A 24038-nucleotide genomic window follows, 5' to 3' on the forward strand; every position below is an offset into this window, starting at 1 on the left:
GACAACCAGCGAAAAGGCATGTCGATCCGCGCCGGTCATTCATTCCAGCGTCAATTCGGCGGCAAGCCGGTTCTGCCGACCACGAACCACGTGCGGAATTCGCCCATCCCTTTCGCCGCGATCAAGCCACGCTCCTCGAAGACGAACGCTTCACCGAGCATGGCTCGTGTCGCATCCGTCACCTGCACACGCCCGGCGACGCCCTGCGATTCCATCCTGCTCGCGAGATTGACGGCCGCCCCCCACAGGTCGTAGATGAACTTGCGCTTGCCGATCACGCCGGCCACGACCTCGCCGCTGTTGATGCCGATTCGCAATTTCAGGTTGCAGTGTCTGGCCGCGTTGAAACGGGCCAGCGCATCGATCATGTCGAGTGCCATGTGGGCGGCCCGCGTCGCGTGATCCGCAGCAGGAACGGGCAGCCCCGCGGCCGCCATGTACGCGTCGCCAATCGTCTTGATCTTCTCGAGGCCGCAGTGGTCGGCAATGGTGTCGAAGCCGGTAAAGATTTCGTTGAGCATTTCGACGAGCTGCTCGGGACGCATGCCGGCCGAGAAGCCGGTGAAATCCACGATGTCCGCGAACAATACCGACACGTCGGCGAAGCGGTCCGCGATCACTTCCGGAAAACTCCCGGCGATATCGTCGAGATGCACCTTCAGCCGCTCGGCGATCGGATACGGCAACATATTGAGCAGCAGCCGCTCCGACACCTTCTGCTCGGCCACGACCTTCGCATACAGGCTCTGCAATTCGCTGCTCTGCCGGCGAATCAGCACATGGCTCGCCTCCACCTCCCGCACCTTCTGCTCGAGCGCGTCACCGCGCTTGCGCAACTCCCGGTGCAGCAACCGGACTTCCAGCATGTTGCGAACCCGCATCAACACTTCCGCCAGATCGAATGGCTTGCTGATGAAGTCCTTCGCACCGGCCTGCAACGCGCGCAGCTTGTGAGCCGGCTGCGCGGTGATCACGATGACCGGGAGATAGCTGTCCGCCTCGAGCGATTTCAGGCTTTCCATGACCTGGAAACCGTCCGTGCCGGGCATCTGCAGATCGAGCAGGATCAGATCGTAGGGGTGCCGGCGATGAAGGTCGTGGACGACGGATGCATCCGCTGTCGATTCGACGCGCGCGTACCCCGCCCGGCGCAGGATCTGCTCGAGAAGCAGGATATTGGCCTCCAGATCATCGACGACCAGGATCCGGGCGTCGAGAATCGCTGACGAATCGATCATGGTTCCAGCCCTGACGACCTGTCCACACTATTTCCGCGCCGTCGCAAGCGCAATGGCTTCAACCAGCGCGCGCATGAACGGGGCGATCTTGATCGGCTTGACCAGATAGCGGAAGAAACCCGCCGCCAGGCCTTCCTCGACGTCATGCGGCATCGCATTCGAACTGAGCGCGACGACCGGAATGTCCGCCGTCTCGGGATACTTGCGCAACAGGCCGAGCGCTTCGATCCCGCTGATGTCGGGCAGGTTGATGTCCATCACGATCACCCGCGGCTGCACGCTGCGCGCCAGCTCCACGCCAAGCCGGCCCGTCGGGGCACCGAGCATGCGCAGGTCCGCGCGCCTCGCGATCAGTTGCTCGACAAGCTTCAGGTTGGCCGGATTGTCCTCGATATAGAGCACGGTATGCACGGACGCCCCGGCTGCATCGTTGCCGGTCCCGCCCGAGGCCGGCGTGTCGGGCTGTGTGGCACGTGTCGCCGCCATTTCCGGCGCAAGCGCCGAATCCAGCTCGATCCAGAAGACACTCCCCTTTCCGGGCGTACTGTCGACCCCGATGCCGCCACCCATCAACTCCATCAGCCGCTTCGCGACCACCAGGCCGATGCCCGTGCCCTCTTCGGGGCCGGCTTCCTGTCCCAGGCGGTTGAACGGCTGGAAAAGCCTGCCCACCTGCTCCGGAGACAGGCCCGGCCCCGTGTCACTGACACTCACGCGAACCCGACCCGGCACGGGCGCGCTGCAGGTGACGTCGACCGTGCCCGACGGGCAGTTGTATTTGACCGCGTTCGACAGCAGATTGATCAGCACCTGCTTGACGCGCGTGCGGTCGGCGCGAACATGGCATCGCGTCTCGCCCTGCGGAAAGGTCATCCGGATACCCCGTTGCCGCGCCTGCGTCACGATCATCGAATCGCACTCTCGCAGGACGTCGTCCAGCGATACGGATTCGGGCGAGATTGCCACTTGCCCTGCGTCGATCTTCGCGAGATCGAGCACGTCGTTGATCAGTTCGAGCAGATGCCATCCTGCCCGCAGGATCTGGTCGATGCTCGCCTGTTGCGACGGGGTTGGCGGTGGAGAATCGGTCGCCATCAATTGAGCGAACCCGAGGATCGCATTGAGCGGGCTGCGCAGCTCGTGGCTCATGCTGGACAGGAAGTCCGATTTCGCGCGGTTGGCCCGCTCGGCCGCGGCAAGGGCTTGCTTGCGGTCGTCGATGTCGGTGACTGTGCCTACCCACTTCACGATATTGCCGTTCGCATCCTTCAACGGCGACGCACGTTCCAGGTGCCATCGATACGTGCAATCGGACGCTCGCCAGATGCGCATTTCGATTTCGTATTCAGTCCCGCTTGCAATCGCGCGCTCCCAGTGCGCGACTTCGGCTTGCACGTCATCCGGATGGATCGTCGACATCCAGTTCCACCCCTCCACTTGAGCAAACCCCAGCTCCGTATACTTTTCGATCCGGCGATTGACATAGTCGACCGAGCCGTCAGGCCCGGCCGTCCATACGATGTGGGGTATCGCATCGGCAAACGACCTGAAACGGCGCTCGGTGTCGTCGACTTCGGTTTCCGGACAAGCGCGATTCGTCGATACGAGCGGTTGTGTCATGATGCAACCCCAAATCAAACACCGCAGCAACTGTGACGAAGCCACTGAACCCCGTGGGCACGAGTTTGGGTGCTTCCAGGATCAGAAGCGATCCGTCTAACGACATTCGACTGCGAGTCCATCCGGGCGCATTGCCATGTCGCGGCCCTCAGCATCTCGCAAGCATTAACAATGCGCCAAGTACGAGGCAGTGTGCAAGCGCGCGCGGATCCACGCTTCCGTTGCTTCACGGAACGCTACGTCGATATCCGGCGATATATCGAGCGACGATCTGCACGGCTGCTCGCTCGGCGCGAGGACGGGATCGATCAGGTCTCCGACAGAGTCTCGGTACCCGACGGCCGGTTTCCGCACCCCGTGGTTCGCGATCTGCCCATCCCGGCCACTGCCATCCGGGTCATGACCCGGCGTCACCTCGTTCGGAAACCGCAGTGCGCTGCGTCGACGCAACTGTCGCCAACCCTGTCGCCCCCACCCGCAAACCCACATTGCTACCCATGCTTCACGAGGACAATGCGCGGGACGTCAACGGTAGTCGCAAGCGCACCGCGCTCATGAATCACGCTGAAATAAAGGATAGAGAGGGTGTCTGCGGAAGCTATCGGAATATCGGATAGCCTTGACTGGCGGAAGGCAGCAGGAGTCGAACCTACCCGGGAGTGTCTGACACCCCCAACCGGGTTTGAAGCCCGGCCGTACCACCGGATACGAATGCCTTCCGTGGAGAAAAGAATCAAAAGAACAACGAGCGCCTACGCCTGAATACCCGCCCAACCGCTGTCAGGCCGCAGGAGGTGAAGATCGCGGTGGAAGCGAGTATACCCAACCCGGTCGAAGAACTCGAGAATCTGGATCGCGCGCTTGCGGCCGAGCCCCGTCGCGTCGCGGAACGTCGCGGCATCGAGCCCGCTGTCGCGCGACGTCGCGAGATGCGCAACCAGCTCCGCAAGCTCGCGCACGACGTCCGCGTGATAGAACAGGTCGCGCACGACCTGGTGCACGTCCCCGCGGCGCGCAAGCTTGCGCAGCAAGGTCCGCACCGCGTCCTCGGCCGCGCCCGTGTCGCGGGCCAGGTCGCGCACCCACGGCGGATCGAAGCGCCCCGCGTGAATCAGCGGCAGCAGTTGCTGCGCCAGCGCCTCCTCGCGCGGCTCGAGGCTCACCGAATGCGACGGCAGGTGCAGCCACGGCCCGCTTCGCGCGACTTCGCCGCCGGCCACCAGCGCGTCGACAAGCGCGCGCCACAGCGCATCGCCGGCGAGCGGCGCAGCCATCCGCCGCAAGCGGGCGGCGTCGAGCCCCTGCTCGTCGGGCATGCGCTCGTGATACGCACGCAGCGTATCGATCGCCCGCGTCTGCAACGCACGCCAGTGCGCCTGGGCAATTACCGCGCCGTCGTTCGACGCGGCATCGCGCTGCCCGATCGCCAGCGCGTCTTCCGGCAGCGCCAGCGCATTCGGCGCGAAACCCGTCAGATGCGTGAGCATCGCGCGCGGGATGCCGAGCGGCGCCTGTGCGAGCAGCGCATCGAGACGGCCTTCGTCGAGCCATTCGGCCAGCGCGTCGAGCCAAGCGCGGCGCTGGGGCGTACGACGCTTGCGCGCCGGGCCAAACGGGTCGAGCACGCGACCGCCGCCAACCGTGCGCGTCGCCTGCGGATTGCGGACGATGAACCGGTCGCCCGGCAGCGCAAACACCGGCTCGTCGAATACCAGTTGCACGCGCATCCGCTGGCCGGCCGCGAGCGTGTCGCCGTCGAGCAACGCGACATGCGCGACGCGATGCAGCGTGCCGAGATGCACGTGCAGCGGCGCCCAGTGCGTCAGCGTGAGCCCCGCCTCCGCGAGCAGCGTCAGGTCGACGTCGAGACGCGGCGACGTCGCGACGAGCCGCGCATCGGCGACGGTATCTCCTCGCTCGACATCGGCCTTGTCGACCCCGGCCAGATTCAGTGCGCAACGCTCGCCTGCGCGGCCGGCCTCGACCGGCCGGTTCTGCGCATGGATGCTGCGCACGCGCGCCGCGCCGCCCGTGCGCACGATCGCGAGCGTGTCGCCGGTCGCGACGCGGCCGGCAAACGCGGTGCCCGTCACGACGGTGCCCTGCCCCGCGAGCGTAAACACGCGATCGACCGCGAGCCGGAACAGCCCGTCGTCGCGTCGGGCACGCCACGCGATCGCTGCATCAGCCAGGTAGCGCTTCAACGCGGCGACGCCCGGATCGTCCACAGCCGTCGCACGCGTTTCGAAAATCGGCACGCCGGCGAGCGTCGAGTCGTTCAGCCACGCGGCGATCTCGTCACGCACTTCGGCCACGCGCGCGGCGTCGACGCGATCGCACTTCGTCAGCGCGACGGCGCCATGCGTGACGCCAAGCAGTTGCAGGATCGCGAGATGCTCGCGCGTCTGCGGCATCACGCCGTCGTCGGCCGCGATCACCAGCAGCGCGAAATCGATCCCGCACGCGCCGGCCGCCATCGTATGAATCAGCTTCTCGTGGCCCGGCACGTCGATCAGGCCGAGCACGTCGCCATTGTCGAGCGGCGTATAAGCGTAGCCGAGTTCGATCGAGATGCCGCGCGCCTTCTCCTCCTTCAGGCGATCGGTGTCGACGCCCGTCAGCGCGCGCGCCAGCGTCGTCTTGCCGTGGTCGATGTGTCCGGCGGTACCGACGATCATGCAGCGGGCCCCGCGAGCGGCACGCATTGCGCGACGAATACCGCCTCGTCGGCAGCTTCGAGGCAGCGCAGGTCGAGCCGCAGCGCATTGTCGGCCACGCGGCCGATCACCGGGCGCGGCCATTCGCGCAGCCGTTTCTCGAGCTGCGCCAGCGCACGGCCGCCGCGCTTGCCGTCCGCCGTGCGCACGACGAGCCCGGCGCTCGGTAGCTGGTCGACCGGCAGCGCGCCGCTGCCGATCTGGCTGAACATCGGCTCGACCGTCACGTCGAAACCGCTGCCGAGCGCGGCCTGCAGCGCCGGACGCACGCGTTCGGCGGCATCGGCGATCTCGCGATGCGGGCGCGTCAGCAGGCGCAGCGTCGTGAGCCGGTCACGCAGGAACTCGGGTGACTGATAGAGGCGCAGCACCGGCTCGAGCGCCGCGAGCGTCAGCTTGCCGACGCGCAGCGCGCGCTTGAGCGGATGCTTCTTGATCTTCGCGATCAGCGCGCGATCGCCGACGATCAGGCCGGCCTGCGGCCCGCCGAGCAGCTTGTCGCCGCTGAACGTGACTACGTTTGCTCCGGCGGCGACGGTTTCCTGCACGGTCGTCTCGTGCGGCAGGCCCCATTGCGACAGGTCGGCGAGCGTGCCGCTGCCGAGATCGACGGCAACGGGCAGCCCGTGCTCGCGCGCGAGCGGCGCGAGTTCGGCAAGCGTCGCCTCCTTCGTGAAGCCGCTGATCGCGTAGTTGCTGCAGTGCACCTTCATCAGCAGCGCGGTGCGCGGGCCGATTGCGTCCGCGTAGTCGCGCAGATGGGTGCGGTTGGTCGTGCCGACTTCGCGCAGCTTGGCGCCCGCGCGGCTCATGATGTCGGGGATGCGGAATGCGCCGCCGATCTCGACCAGCTCGCCGCGCGACACGACGACTTCCCGCTTCGTCGCCAGCGCCGACAGTGTCAGCAGCACGGCCGCCGCATTGTTGTTGACGACGGTCGCGGCTTCCGCGCCCGTCAGTTCGCACAGCAGATCGTCGATCAGATCGTCGCGATCGCCGCGGCGGCCTGTGGCAAGGTCGAATTCGAGGTTGACCGGCCGCGTGAGCACGTCGACCACCGCGCGCACCGCCTCGTCGGGCAACAGCGCGCGCCCGAGGTTCGTGTGCAGCACGGTGCCGGTCAGGTTGAACACGGCGCGCACCGCGCCCGCGCTCTGCGCGGCCAGCGTGCGCGCGACAGCCGCGGCGATGCGCGGCTCGTCGAGCGGTTCGGCCGCAGCCGGATCGTGTTGCGCGGCGGTACGCCAGCGGTCGAGCTCGGCACGCACCGCGTTCAGCACGCGCGTACGGCCGTAATCGGCGAGCAGCGGTTGCAGCGGCGCCGACGACAGCACGCGCTCGACCGACGGCACGCGTGCCAGCACGGCATTCAGTTCATTCAAACCGGGTTCGGTCACGTCGGGGTGGCTCCAGTCTCATGCTTCGCAGCGGGCCGGCGCCGGCGCTCGCGCACCGCCCCGGCCCCTGCCGTCAATCCGCGTCCCGCGAAACATCCGGCCACAGCAGCGGGTTCGGCGAACTACGCTGGTAACCGGCTTCGTTCATCAGCAGGTCGAGCGTGAGACTCGCGAGATCGTCCGCCAGCGGCTCGAACTCGTAGTCCTTCTCCTGATAGCCGATCTTGCGATAGGTCTTGCACTCGTCGCACGATTCGGCCTTGACGGCTTCGCTGCCGCCTTCGATCCCGTGATACGCGATGCCCTTCGTCGAATCGCAGTGCGAGCACTTCGTGCGCACCATGTGCCACTCGGTCGTGCACAGCCCGCATTGCAGGAAACGGTAGCCCTGGTACTGGCCGCCGACCCGCACGACGCTCGCGACCGGATGCGTGCCGCACACGGGGCACAGCCCCGGCTGGTCGAGATACGGGACGTCGGCCGGCGCAACGCGGCTGGCGAGGTCCGTCCAGGCGACCTGCAGCGCGGCCATCAGGAACGGCGCGGTGGCCGGGTCGACTTCGGCGAAACGCAGCGCGAGGATCGCGTCGGCTTGCGCGTCGAGTTCGGCAGGCGCCATCAGGCGGAGCCGGTCGAGCAGCTTCGCGAGCTGCGGGTTGACGAGCCCGGCGCCGTCGACGCGGTCGAGCAGTTCGTACAGCACGGCACGCCAGCGCGGATCGCGCTCGCCGTCGAGCGCCGGCACGAGCGGCATCGAATGCTCCTGCGCACGCGCGATCGCTTCCTTCGACGGCAGCGGCAGGTCGAGCGTTTGCAGTGTCGCGTGCTGCGCATCGGCGACGGTGGCCATCAGCCGCAGGTAGCCGCTGATCGGGTTCAGGTCGGCCAGCTTGCGCAGCCGCGCGGCGCGCGCCGAGAACACGGTGGCGCGCTCCGGCAGGCGAAAGCGCGGGATGGCCGATTGATCGAGTGCCGAGATCTCGGTCGGTTCAAGGATGCGTTGTGTCACAAAAATGTCTTCCAAATAAACAAGCGCCGACAGGTCGGCGCTTCAGGCGGTTCCGACGGCTGACGGGCCGGCCCGCCGCGATCGGCGAGCCGCCCCGCTCCGGTGCGTTATTTCACGCTTTCACGGAACCACTTCGGGTGATGCTTGCGAGCCCAGCCCAGCGTGACGGTGCCGCGCACCATCGCGCCGATCGAGCCCTTCACCCACAACGCCGCGTAAATGTGCACGATGATGCTCGCGATCAGCACGAAGGCCGCCACGGCATGCACGACAGCGGCCGCGCGGATCACCCCGATCGGGAAGTAGAACGAGAAGTAGCGCCGCCAGATCACGACTCCCGACAGCAGGAGCAGCAACAGGCACGCCACCAGCGTAAAGAATAGCAGCTTCTGTCCGGCGTTATAGCGCCCGACAGGCGGCAGCTTGTCTTCCTGGTTGGTCAGCACGTCGCCGATCTGCTTGAGCCACTGCCGGTCGTCCGCGTCGAGCGCGTTGTGATGCCAGAAGCGCACCACCAGGATCGCGAACGACACGAACATCACGAGGCCGACGAACGGATGCAGGATCCGCGTCCACTGGCCGCCGCCGAACAGCGCGGTCAGCCAGAACATCGACGGATGGAACAGCGCGAGCCCGGACAACGCGAGCAGCACGAACGTGATCGCGGTGATCCAGTGGTTCGTGCGCTCGTTCGCCGAGTAGCGGACGATCAGGTTGGGGTCGTCGTGATTCATTTCGCGTCCTCCTTGATGCGTCGCGCCTCGTCGCGCGCGGCTTGTTCCTCTTCGTCGCTCACCTCGTTCGGACCGACCCGGACATAGTGGAAGAACCCGGCAAGCGCGGTCAGCGCGATGCCGGCCACCGCGAGCGGTTTCGCGATGCCCTTCCACAGCTTCACCATCGGGCTGATCGACGGATTGTCGGGCAGCCCGTGGTACAGCGACGGCTTATCGGCGTGGTGCAGCACGTACATCACGTGCGTGCCGCCGACGCCCTGCGGGTCGTACAGCCCCGCATGCTCGAAGCCACGCTCCTTCAGGTCCTCGATCCGCTCGGCCGCGTGCTGCTTCATGTCCTCCTTGGTGCCGAACACGATCGCGCCCGTCGGGCAGGTCTTCACGCAGGCCGGTTCCTGGCCGACCGCGACGCGGTCGGAACAGAGCGTGCACTTGTACGCGCGATGATCCTTCTTCGAGATCCGCGGAACGTTGAACGGGCAGCCGGTCACGCAATAGCCGCAACCGATGCAGTTCTCCTCGTGGAAATCGACGATCCCGTTGTTGTACTGCACGATCGCGCCCGGCGACGGACACGCCTTCAGGCAGCCCGGATCCTCGCAGTGCATGCAGCCGTCCTTGCGGATCAGCCACTCGAGGTCGCCCGCCGGGTTCTCGTATTCGGAGAACCGCATGACCGTCCACGAATGCTCGGTCAGGTCGGCCGGGTTGTCGTACACACCGACGTTGGTACCGACTTCGTCGCGCAGGTCGTTCCACTCCATGCACGCCGTCTGGCATGCCTTGCAGCCGATGCACTTCGATACGTCGATCAGCTTCGCGACACTCCCGGTCACCGGTTCGCGCACCGTGGGCGGTGGCGTCGTGGTGGCCGAGACGCGCTTGATATCCAGCGATTGCAATGCCATCTCTTTCCCCTTACGCCTTTTCGACCTTCACCAGGAACGACTTGAATTCCGGTGTATAGGAGTTGCCGTCGCCCACGGACGGAGTCAGGGTATTGGCGAGATAGCCGGGCTTCGTCAGACCCTTGAAGCCCCAGTGCAACGGGACGCCGACCGTCTGGACCTTCTTGCCGTCGACCGTCAACGGCTTGATCCGCTTCGTGACGAGGGCGACCGCGATGATGTAGCCGCGCTTGGACGACACCTTCACGCGCTCGCCATGCGCGACGCCGACTTCCTTCGCGAGGTCTTCGCCGATCTCGACGAATTGCTCGGGCTGGATGATCGAGTTCAGCCGCGCATGCTTGGTCCAGTAGTGGAAATGCTCGGTCAGCCGATACGTCGTCGCCACGTGCGGGAAATCCGCCACCTTGCCGAACGACGCGCGGTCGTCCGGGAACACGCGGGCAGCCGGGTTGTTCAGCGCCTGCGGGTTGTTCGGGTGCAGCGGGTTCGCGTCGAGCGGCGTCTCGAACGGCTCGTAGTGCTCGGGGAACGGACCTTCGTTCATCCCCGCCCGTGCGAAGAAGCGCGCGACGCCTTCCGGGTTCATGATGAACGGCCCCATCCCGTTTTCGGGCGATTCGTCCACCTTGAAGTCCGGCACGTCGACCCCCTTCCACGCGCTGCCGTTCCAGCCGATCAGCTTGCGGGTCGGGTCGAACGGCTTGCCGGCGACGTCGCACGACGCGCGGTTGTACAGGATCCGCCGGTTCGCCGGCCACGCCCACGCCCAGTTCAGCGTCTGGCCGATGCCGGTCGGGTCGGAGTTGTCGCGCCGCCCCATCTGGTTGCCGGCCTGCGTCCAGGCGCCGCAGAAGATCCAGCAGCCGCTCGCGGTCGTGCCGTCGTCCTTCAACTGCGCGAACGCGGCCAGCTGCTCGCCCTTCTTCACGAGCGTCTTGGCCGGATCCTTCGGATCGGGCAAATCGGCGAGCGCCTTCCCGTTGAACTCCATGGCAAGCTCTTCGGGTGTCGGGCTTTCCGGGTTCGCGTACGGCCAGGTCAGGTTGACGATCGGATCCGGATACTTGCCGCCGTCCGTCTGGTACATCTTGCGCATGCGCAGGAACAGCCCCGACATGATCTCGAGGTCGCTCCTCGCCTCGCCCGGCGGCTCCGCGCCCTTCCAGTGCCATTGCAGCACGCGGCTCGAACTCACGAGCGAACCGTTTTCCTCCGCAAAGCACGTGGTCGGCAGACGGAACACCTCGGTCTGGATCTTCGACGAATCCACGTCGTTGTAGTCGCCGTGATGCTTCCAGAACTCGGAGGTTTCGGTCGCGAGCGGATCCATGATCACGAGCCACTTCAGCTTCGCGAGGCCGGCTGCCGTCTTCACCTTCGACGGCGATGCCGCAAGCGGGTTGAAGCCCTGGCAGATGTAGCCGTTCATCTTGCCGGCATTCATCAGCTCGATCACCTGCAGCAGGTCGTACTGCTTGTCCAGCTTCGGCAGGTAGTCGTAGCCCCAGTTGTTCTCGGCGGTCGCCGCGTCGCCCCACCAGGACTTCATGAAGCTGACGTGGAAGGCCTTGTAGTTCTTCCAGTAGCTCAACTGGTTCGGCCGCAGCGGCAGCTGCACGCGCTTCTTGATGTAACCGTCGAAATCCTGCTCGGCCTGCATCGGCAGCGTCATGTAGCCCGGCAGCAGGTTCGACATCAGCCCGAGGTCGGTCAACCCCTGGATGTTCGAGTGGCCGCGCAGCGCGTTCATCCCGCCGCCGGCGATGCCGATGTTGCCGAGCAGCAGCTGCACCATCGCACCGGTGCGGATGATCTGCGCGCCGATCGAGTGATGCGTCCAGCCGAGCGCGTACAGCACCGTGCCGGCGCGGCCGGGAACGGCGGTGGTCGCGAGCATCTCGCACACCTTCAGGAACTTCTCCTTCGGCGTGCCGCAGACCTGCTGGACCATGTCCTGCGTATAGCGCGCGTAGTGCTGCTTCAGCAGGTTGTACACGCAACGCGGATGCTGCAGCGTCGGGTCGACCTTCACGAAGCCGTCGTCGCCGCGCTCGTAGTCCCAGCTCGATTTGTCCGGGTACGCGTGCTTCTCCGCGTCGTAGCCGGAATAGATGCCGTCGTTGAACGCGAAATCCTCGCGCACGATGAACGAGAAGTCCGTGTAGTTCTTCACGTACTCATGCTGGATCTTGTCGTTCGTCAGCAGATAGTTGATGACGCCGCCCAGGAAGACGATGTCGGTGCCGGTGCGGATCGGCGCGTAGTAGTCGGCCACCGAGGCCGTACGCGTAAAGCGCGGGTCGACGACGATCAGCCGCGCCTTGCGGTGCGCCTTCGCCTCCGTTACCCACTTGAAACCGCACGGATGGGCCTCGGCTGCATTGCCGCCCATCACGAGAATCACGTCCGCGTTCTTGATGTCGACCCAATGGTTCGTCATCGCTCCACGGCCAAACGTCGGGGCAAGACCTGCCACCGTCGGGCCATGTCAGACACGCGCCTGATTGTCGAATGCGAGCATCCCGAGACTGCGGACCGTCTTGTGCGTCAGGTAGCCGACCTCGTTGCTGCCTGCCGACGCGGCCAGCATGCCGGTGGTCAGCCAGCGGTTGACCTTCGCACCGTCCTCCGCCGTCTCGACGAAATTCGCGTCGCGGTCGGTCTTCATCAGCTTCGCGATGCGGTCGAGCGCGTCATTCCACGAGATCGGTTCCCACTTGTCCGAGCCGGGCGCACGATACTCGGGGTGCGTCAGGCGGCTCGGGCTGTGGATGAAGTCGATCAGGCTCGCGCCCTTCGGGCACAGCGTGCCGCGATTGACGGGATGGTCGGGATCGCCTTCGATGTGGATGATGCTCGGCTGGGCGTTTTTCGCGCCGTCTCCGAGGCTGTACATGAGGATGCCGCAACCCACTGAACAGTAAGGACAGGTGTTGCGCGTTTCGACTGTGCGCGCCAGCTTGTACTGTCGGACTTCGGCAAGCGCTTCGGATGGAGAGAAGCCCATCAGGGCTAGACTCGATCCGGCAAGCGACGTAGCCGTCACCTTCAGGAACTGGCGCCGGGACATTTGTAGCATGGCTGGTCTCGGCGTTATTGTGGGGGTGGGGAAACTGAAAGGAATTATAGACAGTTCGCGCAACTATGTTCGAATCCTCGGATCAATACTGAATTGTCTGATTACCAACGATGATCCGCGTTCCGCGCGCCACCGAACCGTCATGAAACGACAGATCACCTCCGAAGCCACCCGTCTCGCGCAACAACAGGCCAACTGGGCCCTCACCGCGTTCAGGCGCTTCTCGTCCGACCGCTGCTCCGCGATGGCCGCGGGCATCGCATTTTTCTCCGCGTTTTCGCTCGCGCCGATGCTCGTGATGGTGATCGCGGTGGCCGGCTGGTTCTACGGCGACGATGCCGCGCGCGGCCAGGTGTTCGAACAGGCGCACCAGCTGATCGGCGACGACGCGGCGGCCAGCATCCAGACGATCGTGCAGAACGCGCACCGCGCGGGCGAGCGCGGCGGCCTGGCCACCTTGATCTCGTTCGCCGCGCTCGCGATCGGCGCGTCGGCCACCTTCGCGTCGCTCAGCGCCGCGCTCAGCGTGATCTGGCCTGCCACCGAGAACCGCTGGTCGAGCATGCTCGGGCTCGTGCGCGTGCGGCTGATCTCGTTCGGGCTCGTGCTCGGTGTCGCATTCCTGCTGATCGTGTCGCTCGTGCTCGACACCGCGATCACGTTCGTCGGCACCTGGCTGCTGGGCAATTCGCCGTATGTGATCGTCACGAACCTCGTGCAGTTTTTCGTCGGCATCGCGGTGCTCGCGGCCGCGTTCGCGTCGTTGATGAAATTCCTGCCCGATGCGCGCGTCGCGTGGCGCGACGCCGCGATCGGCGGCATCGTGTCCGCGATCCTGTTCTCCGGCGGCAAGAAGCTGTTCGCGCTGTACCTCGCGCACGCAGGCACCGCAAGTGCATTCGGCGCAGCCGGATCGTTCGCGGTCCTGCTGATGTGGTTGTACTTCTCCGCGATCGTGCTGCTGCTCGGCGCGGAATTCGCGGCAGCACGCGGCAACGCGCATCGGCTCGCGGGTACCGCCGCACCGAGCGCTTCTGCACAAACCGATCGCCCCGCCGATCGCACGCGCGACGACTGACTCGCCCTTTCGCACCGTCGCGGCACGCCCCCCTCACACGCGTCCGCCGCTTTGCAACCACGCTGCCTACAGCGCATTCGCGCGGTGTTGACACGTTCTTTGCATGCGCGCGCATCCGTTGCTGCAACCGCAAACGTTTGCAAGCTTCCGTTTCCGTGCGGCAACGGGCCCAAACAGGGGTCCTGCCGCGATACGCATCAACTATCGAAACAATCGCACTGCAGCAAATGTCAACTTTTTCAAAAACAGAAACAGTCGTTAATGTGCTTGATATATATAGACTTTTTCTCGCTGTTACCTTTTCGAGACACTTTATTTTTTAAGCTTTCTTGCGCCGATGGCACTGAGCTATTCTCCAATCCGCAACAAATAACGATGAATCACTTGCGTGGAGATACTCAACGATGAAGAAACTCGCTCTCTCGACCCTCTCGCTCGCCCTGCTGGGTGCCGCTGGCGCTGCACAAGCTCAATCGAGCGTGACGCTTTATGGCGTGATCGACACGTCGATCACCTATGTTCATGGCAATGACGGTCAAGGTAACAATTCGTGGTCGATGGGTAGTGGCAACCTGCAAGGCAGCCGTTTCGGCCTGAAGGGTTCCGAGGACCTCGGTGGCGGCCTGAAGGCGATCTTCCAGTTGGAAAACGGCTTCAACTCGGCATCGGGCGCACTGGGCCAAGGTGGTCGCATGTTCGGCCGCCAGGCATTCGTCGGCCTGCAAAGCAACCAGTACGGTACGGTCACGCTGGGTCGTCAGTATGACCCGCTCGTCGACCTGGTTCAGGCAGTCACGGCTGACAACTACTTCGGCAGCGTGTTCGCCACGCCGGGCGACGTCGACAACAACGACAACAGCCTGCGCGTCAGCAATGCAGTGAAGTACACGTCGCCGGTCTGGGCAGGCCTGCAAGTCGAAGCTCTGTACGCATTCGGCGGTGTTGCCGGCGCAACCGGCAGCGGCCAGACGTGGGCAGCAGCAGCAGCCTACAACAACGGCCCGCTCGGCCTGGCAGCTGGCTACTTCCACGCCAACAACTCGTCGCCGCTGGGCGCGGGTGGCCTGCGCTCCGGCTGGACCGGCTCGTCGGACGCGATCTTCGACGGCTCGGGCAGCTTCATCAACAACGCATACACGTCGTCGTCGTCGATCGGTATCGCACAAGTGGCCGGCCAGTACGCATTCGGCCCGGTGACGTTCGGTCTCGGCTACAGCAACGCGCAGTACAAGGCGGATGCGAACTCGGCGTTCGGCACGAACCAGAAGTACAACACGGGCCGTGCGTTCGTCACGTACCAGGCATCGGCACCGCTGCTGCTCGGCCTCGGCTACATCTACACGAAGGGTAGCGGCCAGACCGACGCCAAGTACCATCAGGTTTCGCTCGGCGCCGACTACTCGCTGTCGAAGCGTACCGACGTCTACCTGGTTGGTGCATACCAGCACGCAAGCGGCAAGAACGCAGACGGCAGCGATGCTCAAGCATCGGTCGGCTCGTACGGCATCGCCGGCAAGAGCTCGCAGGAAATCGTCGCACTCGGCCTGCGCCACAAGTTCTAAAAACGACGTATCCGGTGTGCATGGCGTCCCCGGACGCCTTGCCGCCGAACTGGAAAGCCAGTCATCGGTTTCGACCGTGGCTGGCTTTTTTTCGTCCGTCGCCAGCGGGCCGGCATGGCCTGCCCCCGCCGTCGGCCGACACCCGGGCACCCGATGCACGTCACCCGTCCGGCAGCGGCGCCTGGCGGCTGCAATGCGCCGGCAACACGATTTCCTGATGCAGGGCGCTCTCGCCATGTGCGCGCCGGACGACTACCATCCGCACTGTCGGTGCCATGGACCCGGTGCGACGGCCATTCGCCCCGGCGTGTCGATTTCGACCATCTTCATTCGTCGTATCGAGGTCGGCACGCGATTTGCGCCCCGGCCAATACAGACAGGAGATACGCCATGACGATTCAGAAGATCACGCCTTTCCTCTGGTACGCGGCGGAAGCCGAAGAAGCCGCCGCCTTCTATGCGGGCATCTTCCCGGATTCGCGCATCGTGCGCGTCACCGCGGTGCCCGGCACCGACGGCACGCGGATGGTGGAGTTCGAGCTGTTCGGCCAGCCGTTCTTCGCGATGAGCCACCCGCGCACCGACACGTTCAACCACGCGATTTCGCTGCTGGTCAGTTGCGCCGACCAGGCGGAACTCGATCGCTACTGGAACGCGCTGCTCGACAACGGCGGCACGGCCGACGCCTGCGGCTGGCTGAGAGACCGCTACGGCGTGTCGTGGCAGATCGTTCCGGAAACGCTGATCCCGATGGTGTCCGACCGGGACACGGTCAAGGCCACGCGCGTGGCGGCCGCGATGATGCAGATGATCAAGCTCGACGACGCCGCGCTGAAAGCCGCCTACGCCGGTACGGCGGGCTGACGAAACAGCACGACGCACAGCGCGTGCGCGATGACGCGCCGGGTCGCCGACCGGCGTCCGACTCGACCGCATGCGCGTGCGGCTGCCGCGCAAATGCCGACGATCTTCATCGGCGTCGCCCGCGAGCCGATCACGTGCGCGGCATCTGCCGCTACGTCGACAGCATCAATTCGACCGTTCGCCGCGCGTAGCCGATGAACGCAGCGAGAGGTTCGCCCGACAGGATCGCCGCCTCTTCCTCGCCGCCGAGATAGGCGGCACGCGCCGCCGCGACAACCGGCCGGTATGTTTCCGGCAGGCGCCCCAGCACCCATGTCGCAGCGACGTCCTTGGGCGCGATCCTGCCGGTCGCGGCGCTGTACCACATGCGCGCGAGCGCGAGCACCACGTTGCACGCGTCGCCGCGCCAGTCCGGTTCGGCATTCCACTGCGCAACGGTGGCCAATAGCGCGGCGACAAAATCCCGTGCGGGCACTTGCTCGAACAGCGCGGCCGCCGGCGGGCCGGCCAGCACGACACTGTGCTGCCGCACCTTGATCAACAGGATCGCCAGATCGTGATCGACGAGCGCCGGCTCGACGATGCCGGCTTCGAGGTCGCGACGCAGCCACTCGCCGAACTGCAGTTCGCGCCGCGCCGGGTGACGCCACGGCACGACTTCATCGTGCGCGACGACGGTCACTTCCAGTGCGCGCATGCCGTCGACGCGACCGGGCGGCGCCGACACCGCGAGCAGGTCGAGCATCAACGCGCGTCGCGTCGGCTCGTCGGGCCGGGCGGACACCGTCACCAGCAAGTCGACGTCGCTGCGCGGTTTCAGCCCGCCGTCGAGCGCCGATCCGAACAGGTGGATCGCCTTCAGCGTCGCGCCGAGATGCCGATCGATCGTGTCGCACGCGACGGCGACCTGGGCTGCGATTTCGTCGGGAATGAATTCAGTCACGATGCGTGTGCCTCGCAATGCGCACGCAACCGCCGCAGCGAGCGCGACGGGCAGCGGCGGATCCGCCGCATGCGCGGAAGAAGATTACCGTTCGTCATCGCGCGTGCGCGGCGCGTCTTCCGTCGTGCGTCACGCGTCGAACCCGACCTTCCGCCATTTCGCTGCTTCGCTGTCGCGCGATTTGCGCAGCGCAATAAAAATCCCCGCACGCTTTCGCGTACGGGGATCGTCGGACATCGCAACGGCTGCCGACATGCATTCGGCAACCGCTGCGCGGCATTACGCTGCCGCGTCCTTCAGCTTCTTCAGCGCACGTGCCTTCACGCGCACGCTGGCCGGCTTCGCCGGGAACCAACGCTCTTCGCCCGTGAACGGATCCTTGCCGAAGCGCTTCTTCTTCGCCGGCACGACTTGTGCCGTGATCTTCAGCAGACCCGGCAGCGTGAACTCGCCCGCGCCCTTCTTGTGGACCGAGCCCAGCACGACGTTCTCGAGTGCGACGAGCACTGCCTTGACAGCCTTCACTTCGACAGCTGCGCGCTCAGCGATGTGCGTTGCGAGCGATGCCTTCGTGAACTTGTCCTTCAGCGGCGTCGGAGCAGCCGGTGCCGCCTTCGCGACAACCTTCTTGGCTACTACTTTCTTCGCGGGCGCAGCCTTTTTGGCAGCCACTTTCTTGGTGACCGGTGCGGCAGCCTTCTTGGCCACCTTTTTTGCGGAAGTCGCCATGTTTCTCCTACCAGGTGTGGTCGTTGGATACACGAAGCGTGCAACGCGCGCGCTTCAACGCCGGATTCTACAAGCGCCTTGATGCTTCGTGCAGTACTTTTATGCGTTTTCGCGGGGTTTCCCGCAGGTTTTTTTGCATGCGACCGATTTCATCGACGCTCCAGCATCAAAAAACGCCTTCACGTAGGCACCCGATTGCGAATTACGTTCGATATTTGCGCACCTATACTGGGCTCGCTCAATGCCCGGATGCCTCCATGCGCGAAGCCAGATACGTCAAAGGACTCGACGGCCTGCGAGCCCTCGCCGTCATCCTCGTTTTCCTGTCCCACAAGGGCCACGTCCTTGCCATCGACGTCGGCAAGCTTGGCGTGTGGACGTTTTTCCTCATCAGCGGATTCCTGATCGTCGGTGAGCTGCATCGCAACCGCCGGGCGGTCGAGTGCGGCACCATGACGCGCCGCCATGCGCTCGCGCTGTTCCTCGCGAAACGCGCGCTGCGGATCTTTCCCGTCTATTACCTGCTGCTCGCCGCGCTCGCGATCGCGCACGCGCTGTTCTACCAGCGCGGCGTCAATCTCGGGCTCGCGTGGCACGCGGTGTTCCTGTCGAATTACTGGATCGGCGTCGTCAAGGACGGCTGGCCGGGCTCCACGTCGCACTTCTGGAGCCTCGCGGTTGAACAGCAGTTCTATCTGATCGCGCCGCTCGCACTGCTCGCGGTGCCCGCCGCGCGACACGTCGCGCTCGGCATCGCGGCCGTCGTGCTGTGTGCGCTCGCGCATCTCGCGCTCTACCTGTCGGATGCGTCGCCGGTGCTGATCTATGCATTTTCCCCGTGGAATTTCGCGCTGATCGCGCTCGGCGGCGTCGGTGCGATGGCGCTCGCCGATCGCGGTGCAGCCGCCGTGCGCCGCGTTCCGTCCGGCTGGCTCGGCGCGGCAGGCGTCGTGTTCTTCCTCGTGCTGCCCGCCTGCACCGCCCTGCCCGACGCGATCGCGGGGCTCGCGGATCTCGGCCTGTCCGCCTCGCTCGGCGCGCTGCTGCTGTGGATCGTCAGCGAACCCGAGCACCCGGTCGTGGCGCTGCTCGACTGGGGGCCGCTCGTCTATCTCGGCACGATCAGCTACGGCTTCTACCTGTTCCACAACCTGATTCCGACGCGTTTCGGCGTGCTGCCCGCGCACGTCGCGCACGTGGCCATACCTGAAATCGTCCGCGACACACTGCCCGAAATACTGCAATTCGCGCTGGCCGTGCTGCTCGCGCACCTGTCCTGGCGCTATCTCGAAAAGCGGTTGCTCGACTTCAAGAAACCGGTTTCCGCAATGCTGGCCCGGCATTTCGTCGCGCGACCGGGCACGTCGGCGCGTTGAACGCTGCGCGAACGCGGACGCGGACGCGGACGCGGACGCGGCAACGATTGAACGTGGAAACCGCGATTCAGGTCACAACCGGGAGCTGACGCCCGGCGAACGAGACGTGGCGTCGCGTCATAAAGCGGCTGATCGACTTCAAGAAGCCGGTTGCCACGATGCCGGCCCTGCGTTTGTCGCGCGGCCGAGCGCGTCGGCGCGTAAAACACCACACGGACGCGGCAACAATCGAACGGAAAATCGCGAATCTGACCATGCGCGAAAGCTGACATTCGGCGAACGAGACGCTGCGGCGCGTCATCGACCGGCGCCGACAGAATCCGTACGGTCACGACTGTCGATGCGCATCGCGCAAGCGGACGATCCGGTCGACCGCCGCGGCACCGGTTTCAGACGTGGCGCCCGTTCTTGTCGGCGCGCCCCGCTCCGCACGCGGCACCGCTCGCGAAGCCAACCCGTCACGGCAAACTCGCCGACGGCGCGCACCACGAACACGCACCCGGCACCCGCAAACGCAAAAAAGCCCCGGCGCGCGAGCGGCCGGGGCCAACGGAACAACCACCACCTGAAACAACGGAGCGCGCGACTGCTTAGGCGACAGCAGCCAGCGCGGGCAAACAGGTACGCAGGTAGGCCTCGAATTCGCGGCTCACTTCCGGATGCTGGAGCGCGAGTTCAACGGTGGCCTTGAGATAGCCGATCTTGCTGCCGCAATCGAAACGCGTGCCGAAGTAGCGATACGCGAGCACCTGCTCGTTCGCGAGCAGCGACTGGACCGCATCGGTCAGCTGCAGCTCGCCGCCGGCGCCCGGCTTGAGCTTGCGCAGGTGATCGAAGATCGTCGGCATGAACACGTAGCGGCCGACCACGCCGAGATTCGACGGCGCATCTTCCGGCGCCGGCTTCTCGATGATGCCCGACAGCTTGATGATGTCCTCTTCCCATTCGCGGCCTTCGACGACGCCGTACGAACGGCTGTCCTCGCGCGGGATCGTCTCGACCCCGATCACCGAGCTGTGATAGTGGTCGAACACGTCGACGAGCTGCTTCAGCACCGGCTGTTCGCCATGCAGCAGGTCGTCGGCGAGGATCACCGCGAACGGCTCGCCGTGCACCAGCTTCTCCGCACACAGCACCGCGTGGCCAAGGCCGAGCGCTTCCGGCTGGCGCACGTAGAAGCAGTTCACGTGGCTCGGCTTGATGCCGCGCACGAGCTCGAGCAGCTTTTCCTTGCCGCGTGCCTCGAGCTCGGCCTCGATCTCGTAGGACTTGTCGAAGTGATCCTCGATCGCGCGCTTGCTGCGCCCGGTGACGAAGATCATCTCGGTGATACCTGCGTTGATCGCTTCCTCGACCGCGTACTGAATCAGCGGCTTGTCGACGACGGGCAACATTTCCTTCGGGCTCGCCTTCGTTGCCGGGAGGAACCGCGTGCCGAGACCGGCAACGGGGAACACGGCCTTGGTGACTTTCAACATGTTCGCATCCTGATTGCGTTGACTGCGCCGCATCGACCTGCGACCCGGCGCGATTGTGTTCCGAACGGCATATCGAGAATCGACGGTACTGCCAATTCGACTCCGCTCATTTTCGATATGGACTGATTGCCCAATGATTCCGGAAAAAATATAATCCTTTCAACCCGGTCGATATTGCCGGACCGAGTGCCGAAGCAGAAACAAATTACCGATTTTCCAGATACAAATTCTTACGATTCGAATTCCTCGATATAGGGCACGCCGCCCCGTTCGAGACCCGGGCGAATCGGTTCGTTCTTCAGCGCCTCGCGGTACGCCGACAGCACGGCCATGACCAGCAGTACTGCAGCGCTCGCGATCCAATGCATGTCCATCTTGCCGCTCCTTGCATCAATCAACTGGAGCTTCAAACTATCAGAAAAAAATCGGTAAATAATTGACCCGCCTCGCGGAACCGCTTTCTGAACGCGATAAAACCATGATGTGGAATTCCGATATTTCCCGGCGAGATTTTTTTATTCATTGATCGAATTCTTGCGCATTACGATTGGATGAAACTTCCCGTCCATCCGTCGCAAGGAATCGAATCCCATGCAAGCTCTCAGCGGATCGCCTCTGACCGCGCCGCCCGTCGCCGATCACAAGGAACACGTAATCGACGCGATGCGCGGCTTCGCGGCGCTGCTCGTCGCTTATTTCCACTGCCGCCAGGTCGTCTGGGTCGGCATGCAGAGCTTCCATCACGCTTACGGCCATGCGCTCACCCCGAGCGCGATCGCCGGCTACCTGACCTTCCCGTTCGCGTGGGGCTCCGCCGGCGTGCCGATCTTCTTCGTGATCAGCGGCTACTGCATCCACCGCAACGCGGCGCTCAAGCTCGCGGCCGATCCCGCCTACCGGCTCGATGCGCCGAACTTCTGGGTGCGCCGGTTCGCGCGCATCTACCCGGTGCTGCTCGCCGCGCTGCTGTTCACGCTCGCGCTCGACTCGGTCAGCCTGCAGATCGAGCCTGTCAGCCACAAGATCCGCGACGTCGGCCTCGTCGCGTTCCTCGTGAACCTGTTCTCGCTGCAGGGCGTCGCCGGCTACACGTACGGATCGAACGGCGCGCTGTGGACGCTGTCGCTCGAAGTTCAGTTCTACGCGATCTACCCGCTGCTGTTCGCGATCCGCCGGCGCATCGGCATGCCGGCGGTCGTGGCCGCGATCGCGCTCGTCAACGTCGCGTCGGCGTGGCTGCTCGAACGGCACGACCTGCAGTTCTTCACGTCGTACTGGTTGTCCTGGACGATCGGCGCGTGGATCGCCGACGTGCGTGCGCAGCAGGCGCGCGGCGCGGCCACCGTGCCGTCGCGCGCGTGGTACGGCGCGGCCGCCGTGCTGCTGGCCGCCGGCTGCGGCGCATTCCATTTCGGCCAGTACGGCGCATTCCAGCTGTGGTCGGCCGGCTTCGCGTGCTTCCTGTACCGCGCGCTCGCCCGTCCGCCACGCCCGACGCCGCCGCTGCGCGTGCTGAGCTGGTTCGGCGACTTCAGCTACTCGCTGTACCTGATCCACCTGCCGCTGTTCGTCTGCCTCGGCTCGGTGCTGTTCCATTCCGAGCTGCAGTTGTCGATCTGGCCGTCGTTCGCGTTCATGGCCGCCGCGATTCCGGTCGCGTACGTGTTCTACCGGATGTTCGAGCGGCCCGCGATGACGTGGTCGGCCAGCTTCAAGCCGACCCGTCCCGCCCGCGTTGTCACGCCGGCGCCCGAACGGGCCATCTGAACCGGCCGGCACGCTTTCCCGAGCCCCCGTGCGGCGTTCCGCTGCGCGGGGGCTTTTTCATGGCCTGAGCGCGCTGGCATGCCGGGTTGGCGTCGTGGGTAGCCCTTCGGCGACGGGCCGCGCTACGGGCCGCATGAGCCGTCCTCGACCGGCTTTCACCGTCGGGACTATCTGGGCGAGGCCTTCTGGCATCACCTTCTGGCATCACCTTCTGGCATCACCTTCTGGCATCACCTTCTCGCGCCACCCTCTCCCGTCGCCAACCACTCCCTCCCAATCAACGATCGGCCAAGCACGCCGCCCTATACGGCGCACAACAACCTGCTCACCACCCGCCCGACAAACGCCCCCGGCGCTGAAACACAAAGCCCCCACGCAGCACACTGTCGCATGAGGGCTCGCTTCCCGCCGGCTCGCGCCGCTTACTGCTTCTTCGCCTTCGCGGCCTTCGCCGTATCCGCGAGGATCTTCTCGACCCGCTCCACGTAGGTTTCAGTGCCGAACCGGCGCACCGCCGTCGCACGCCCGCTCGCGACGAGCCGCTCGCGCAGCGCGCCGTCGCGCTTCAGCGTATCCAGCGCATCGGCCAGCGCGGTCGCATCGCCCGGCGCGCAGAGCAGCCCGTTGTCGCCATCTTCGATGATCTCGACGACCCCCCCCGCGCGAGCCGCGACGACCGGCCGGCGCGCGAGCATCCCTTCGACGATCACGCGCCCGAACGGCTCGGGCGTGATCGACGTGTGCGCGACGACGTCGACCGCCGTCATGCACGCGGCCACGTCGCGCTGGAACCCGAGGAAATGCACGCGAGCGCCCATCCCGTGCCGGGCAACGTATTGATGCAGCTGCGCGGCGTATTCGTCCTCGCCGAACAGCGGCGCGCCGACCAGCACCACGTGCATGTCGGGATGCCGCGCGGCGGCCTCCAGCAGCACGTGCTGCCCCTTCCAGTGCGCGAGGCGGCTGAACGAACCGACCAGCCATGCATGCTCGGGCAACCCCAGCCGCGCGCGCAGCGCGGCCTGGCTGACGCCTTCCAGCGCATCGAACGGCTCGGCCGAAATGCCGTTGAACACGACGTCGACGTGCTGCGGCGTGAAGCCCGTCAGCGTACGGAACGCCTGCGCGGACGCGTCGGAGTTCGCGATCACGCGCGTGACGCCGAGCCGCGCGCAGTACTTGATCGCCAGCAACTGCTTGCTGCCGAAATGGTCGGTGCTGACGATGTCGCGCAGGTGCCACACCACCGGCTTGCGCGCGAGCCGCCCGGCCAGCGCGGCAACCACCATCGCACGCTGCGTGTTCGCGTAGATCACCTCGGCGCGGCGTGCGCGGCGCGCGACGTCGCGCACCAGCCGCACGAGCTGCTTCACCGCGCCAATCGACACGCCGCCCTGCTTGCGCACGCCCGCGAGCGCGCCCTGGTCGACCACGTCGACGCGCGCGCCGATCTCGTCGAGCGCCGCGCGGAACGGGCCGTCGTCGAACAGCAGGACGTCGGCGTTCGCGCGCATGTGCTTCATGATCTCGAGC

The 24038-nt window shown here is 65.4% G+C and carries 19 protein-coding genes and 1 tRNA gene; 5 read left to right on the plus strand and 15 right to left on the minus strand.

What is annotated here, in order from left to right; all coding sequences use genetic code 11:
- Positions 1-50: 50 nt before the first annotated feature.
- The 9 genes from G3O00_RS17080 to fdnG all read right to left on the minus strand — a co-directional run bounded on the left by G3O00_RS17080 (position 51) and on the right by fdnG (position 12708).
- Positions 51-1238, minus strand: coding sequence for an adenylate/guanylate cyclase domain-containing protein (locus tag G3O00_RS17080; RefSeq protein WP_206143707.1), 1188 nt, complete (start codon positions 1236-1238; stop codon positions 51-53).
- Positions 1239-1265: 27 nt separating this feature from the next.
- On the minus strand, positions 1266-2858 hold the full coding sequence (locus G3O00_RS17085) for an ATP-binding protein (protein ID WP_206143718.1): 1593 nt from the start codon (positions 2856-2858) through the stop codon (positions 1266-1268).
- A gap of 624 nt (positions 2859-3482) precedes the next feature.
- A tRNA-Sec gene (locus tag G3O00_RS17090) sits at positions 3483-3578 on the minus strand.
- A 32-nt stretch (positions 3579-3610) separates the two neighbouring features.
- Entirely contained in the window at positions 3611-5536 is a 1926-nt protein-coding gene (gene selB / locus G3O00_RS17095; protein ID WP_206143708.1) for a selenocysteine-specific translation elongation factor, read from the minus strand.
- The gene (gene selA, locus G3O00_RS17100; protein ID WP_206143709.1) at positions 5533-6972 is read right to left on the minus strand and encodes an L-seryl-tRNA(Sec) selenium transferase; all 1440 of its coding nucleotides are present in this window, start codon (positions 6970-6972) and stop codon (positions 5533-5535) included. The genes selB and selA overlap by 4 nt, the downstream gene beginning before the upstream one ends.
- A 73-nt stretch (positions 6973-7045) precedes the next feature.
- Positions 7046-7981: a formate dehydrogenase accessory protein FdhE gene (gene fdhE, locus G3O00_RS17105; RefSeq protein ID WP_206143710.1), complete on the minus strand. Its 936-nt coding sequence runs from the start codon at positions 7979-7981 to the stop codon at positions 7046-7048.
- 107 nt (positions 7982-8088) lie between these two features.
- Entirely contained in the window at positions 8089-8715 is a 627-nt protein-coding gene (locus tag G3O00_RS17110) for a formate dehydrogenase subunit gamma (RefSeq protein WP_011355693.1), read from the minus strand.
- The gene (fdxH, locus tag G3O00_RS17115; RefSeq protein ID WP_011355694.1) at positions 8712-9626 is read right to left on the minus strand and encodes a formate dehydrogenase subunit beta; all 915 of its coding nucleotides are present in this window, start codon (positions 9624-9626) and stop codon (positions 8712-8714) included. Before fdxH ends, G3O00_RS17110 begins: the two co-directional genes overlap by 4 nt.
- Positions 9627-9636: 10 nt before the next feature.
- The gene (gene fdnG, locus G3O00_RS17120; protein ID WP_206143711.1) at positions 9637-12708 is read right to left on the minus strand and encodes a formate dehydrogenase-N subunit alpha; all 3072 of its coding nucleotides are present in this window, start codon (positions 12706-12708) and stop codon (positions 9637-9639) included.
- 142 nt (positions 12709-12850) lie between these two features.
- Here fdnG and G3O00_RS17125 point away from each other — a divergent pair, with 142 nt between their 5' ends.
- The 3 genes from G3O00_RS17125 (at position 12851) to G3O00_RS17135 (ending at position 16212) form a co-directional block, all read left to right on the plus strand.
- Positions 12851-13786, plus strand: coding sequence for a YihY/virulence factor BrkB family protein (locus G3O00_RS17125; protein WP_174930523.1), 936 nt, complete (start codon positions 12851-12853; stop codon positions 13784-13786).
- Between the two features lie 404 nt (positions 13787-14190).
- Positions 14191-15348, plus strand: coding sequence for a porin (locus G3O00_RS17130; RefSeq protein ID WP_174930524.1), 1158 nt, complete (start codon positions 14191-14193; stop codon positions 15346-15348).
- A gap of 390 nt (positions 15349-15738) precedes the next feature.
- Positions 15739-16212 (plus strand): VOC family protein, encoded by a 474-nt coding sequence (locus G3O00_RS17135; protein WP_174930525.1) that lies wholly within the window; start codon positions 15739-15741, stop codon positions 16210-16212.
- A 151-nt stretch (positions 16213-16363) separates the two neighbouring features.
- On the opposite strand, the gene G3O00_RS17140 is transcribed toward G3O00_RS17135, so the two are convergent.
- A complete protein-coding gene (locus G3O00_RS17140; protein WP_206143712.1) occupies positions 16364-17155 on the minus strand; it encodes an AadA family aminoglycoside 3''-O-nucleotidyltransferase in 792 nt (263 codons plus the stop codon).
- Positions 17156-17434: 279 nt separating this feature from the next.
- Complete coding sequence (locus G3O00_RS17145) at positions 17435-17884, minus strand: HU family DNA-binding protein (RefSeq protein ID WP_122949246.1); 450 nt, start codon at positions 17882-17884, stop codon at positions 17435-17437.
- A gap of 257 nt (positions 17885-18141) precedes the next feature.
- Here G3O00_RS17145 and G3O00_RS17150 point away from each other — a divergent pair, with 257 nt between their 5' ends.
- Positions 18142-19260: an acyltransferase gene (locus G3O00_RS17150; protein ID WP_206143713.1), complete on the plus strand. Its 1119-nt coding sequence runs from the start codon at positions 18142-18144 to the stop codon at positions 19258-19260.
- Between the two features lie 67 nt (positions 19261-19327).
- Here the strand turns inward: G3O00_RS17150 and G3O00_RS17155 are convergent, their stop codons facing one another.
- The 3 genes from G3O00_RS17155 to G3O00_RS17165 form a co-directional block, all read right to left on the minus strand.
- Positions 19328-19561, minus strand: coding sequence for a hypothetical protein (locus G3O00_RS17155; RefSeq protein ID WP_206143714.1), 234 nt, complete (start codon positions 19559-19561; stop codon positions 19328-19330).
- Between the two features lie 289 nt (positions 19562-19850).
- Complete coding sequence (gene galU, locus G3O00_RS17160; RefSeq protein WP_011355704.1) at positions 19851-20738, minus strand: UTP--glucose-1-phosphate uridylyltransferase GalU; 888 nt, start codon at positions 20736-20738, stop codon at positions 19851-19853.
- Positions 20739-20968: 230 nt separating this feature from the next.
- Positions 20969-21112, minus strand: a complete 144-nt coding sequence (locus G3O00_RS17165; protein ID WP_006479318.1) for a hypothetical protein — start codon at positions 21110-21112, stop codon at positions 20969-20971.
- 217 nt (positions 21113-21329) lie between these two features.
- On the opposite strand from G3O00_RS17165, the gene G3O00_RS17170 reads away from it, so the two are divergent.
- On the plus strand, positions 21330-22505 hold the full coding sequence (locus tag G3O00_RS17170; RefSeq protein WP_206143715.1) for an acyltransferase: 1176 nt from the start codon (positions 21330-21332) through the stop codon (positions 22503-22505).
- Between the two features lie 422 nt (positions 22506-22927).
- Here the strand turns inward: G3O00_RS17170 and G3O00_RS17175 are convergent.
- The coding region (locus tag G3O00_RS17175) for a glycosyltransferase family 4 protein (RefSeq protein ID WP_206143716.1) at positions 22928-24038 on the minus strand (1111 nt) is incomplete at its 5' end.

Origin of the sequence: Burkholderia sp. Ac-20384, assembly GCF_017104605.1 — a bacterium.
GTDB lineage: Bacteria > Pseudomonadota > Gammaproteobacteria > Burkholderiales > Burkholderiaceae > Burkholderia > Burkholderia lata.

Coding starts and splice junctions, on each gene's coding strand:
- G3O00_RS17080 (WP_206143707.1), bottom strand. CDS start 1,238: ATGATCGATTCGTCAGCGATTCTCGACGCCCGGATCCTGGTCGTCGAT.
- G3O00_RS17155 (WP_206143714.1), bottom strand. CDS start 19,561: ATGACGCGCCGCAGCGTCTCGTTCGCCGAATGTCAGCTTTCGCGCATG.
- G3O00_RS17110 (WP_011355693.1), bottom strand. CDS start 8,715: ATGAATCACGACGACCCCAACCTGATCGTCCGCTACTCGGCGAACGAG.
- fdxH (WP_011355694.1), bottom strand. CDS start 9,626: ATGGCATTGCAATCGCTGGATATCAAGCGCGTCTCGGCCACCACGACG.
- G3O00_RS17170 (WP_206143715.1), top strand. CDS start 21,330: ATGCAAGCTCTCAGCGGATCGCCTCTGACCGCGCCGCCCGTCGCCGAT.
- G3O00_RS17145 (WP_122949246.1), bottom strand. CDS start 17,884: ATGGCGACTTCCGCAAAAAAGGTGGCCAAGAAGGCTGCCGCACCGGTC.
- G3O00_RS17130 (WP_174930524.1), top strand. CDS start 14,191: ATGAAGAAACTCGCTCTCTCGACCCTCTCGCTCGCCCTGCTGGGTGCC.
- G3O00_RS17085 (WP_206143718.1), bottom strand. CDS start 2,858: ATGACACAACCGCTCGTATCGACGAATCGCGCTTGTCCGGAAACCGAA.
- G3O00_RS17135 (WP_174930525.1), top strand. CDS start 15,739: ATGACGATTCAGAAGATCACGCCTTTCCTCTGGTACGCGGCGGAAGCC.
- G3O00_RS17150 (WP_206143713.1), top strand. CDS start 18,142: ATGCGCGAAGCCAGATACGTCAAAGGACTCGACGGCCTGCGAGCCCTC.
- G3O00_RS17125 (WP_174930523.1), top strand. CDS start 12,851: ATGAAACGACAGATCACCTCCGAAGCCACCCGTCTCGCGCAACAACAG.
- selB (WP_206143708.1), bottom strand. CDS start 5,536: ATGATCGTCGGTACCGCCGGACACATCGACCACGGCAAGACGACGCTG.
- galU (WP_011355704.1), bottom strand. CDS start 20,738: ATGTTGAAAGTCACCAAGGCCGTGTTCCCCGTTGCCGGTCTCGGCACG.
- G3O00_RS17165 (WP_006479318.1), bottom strand. CDS start 21,112: ATGGACATGCATTGGATCGCGAGCGCTGCAGTACTGCTGGTCATGGCC.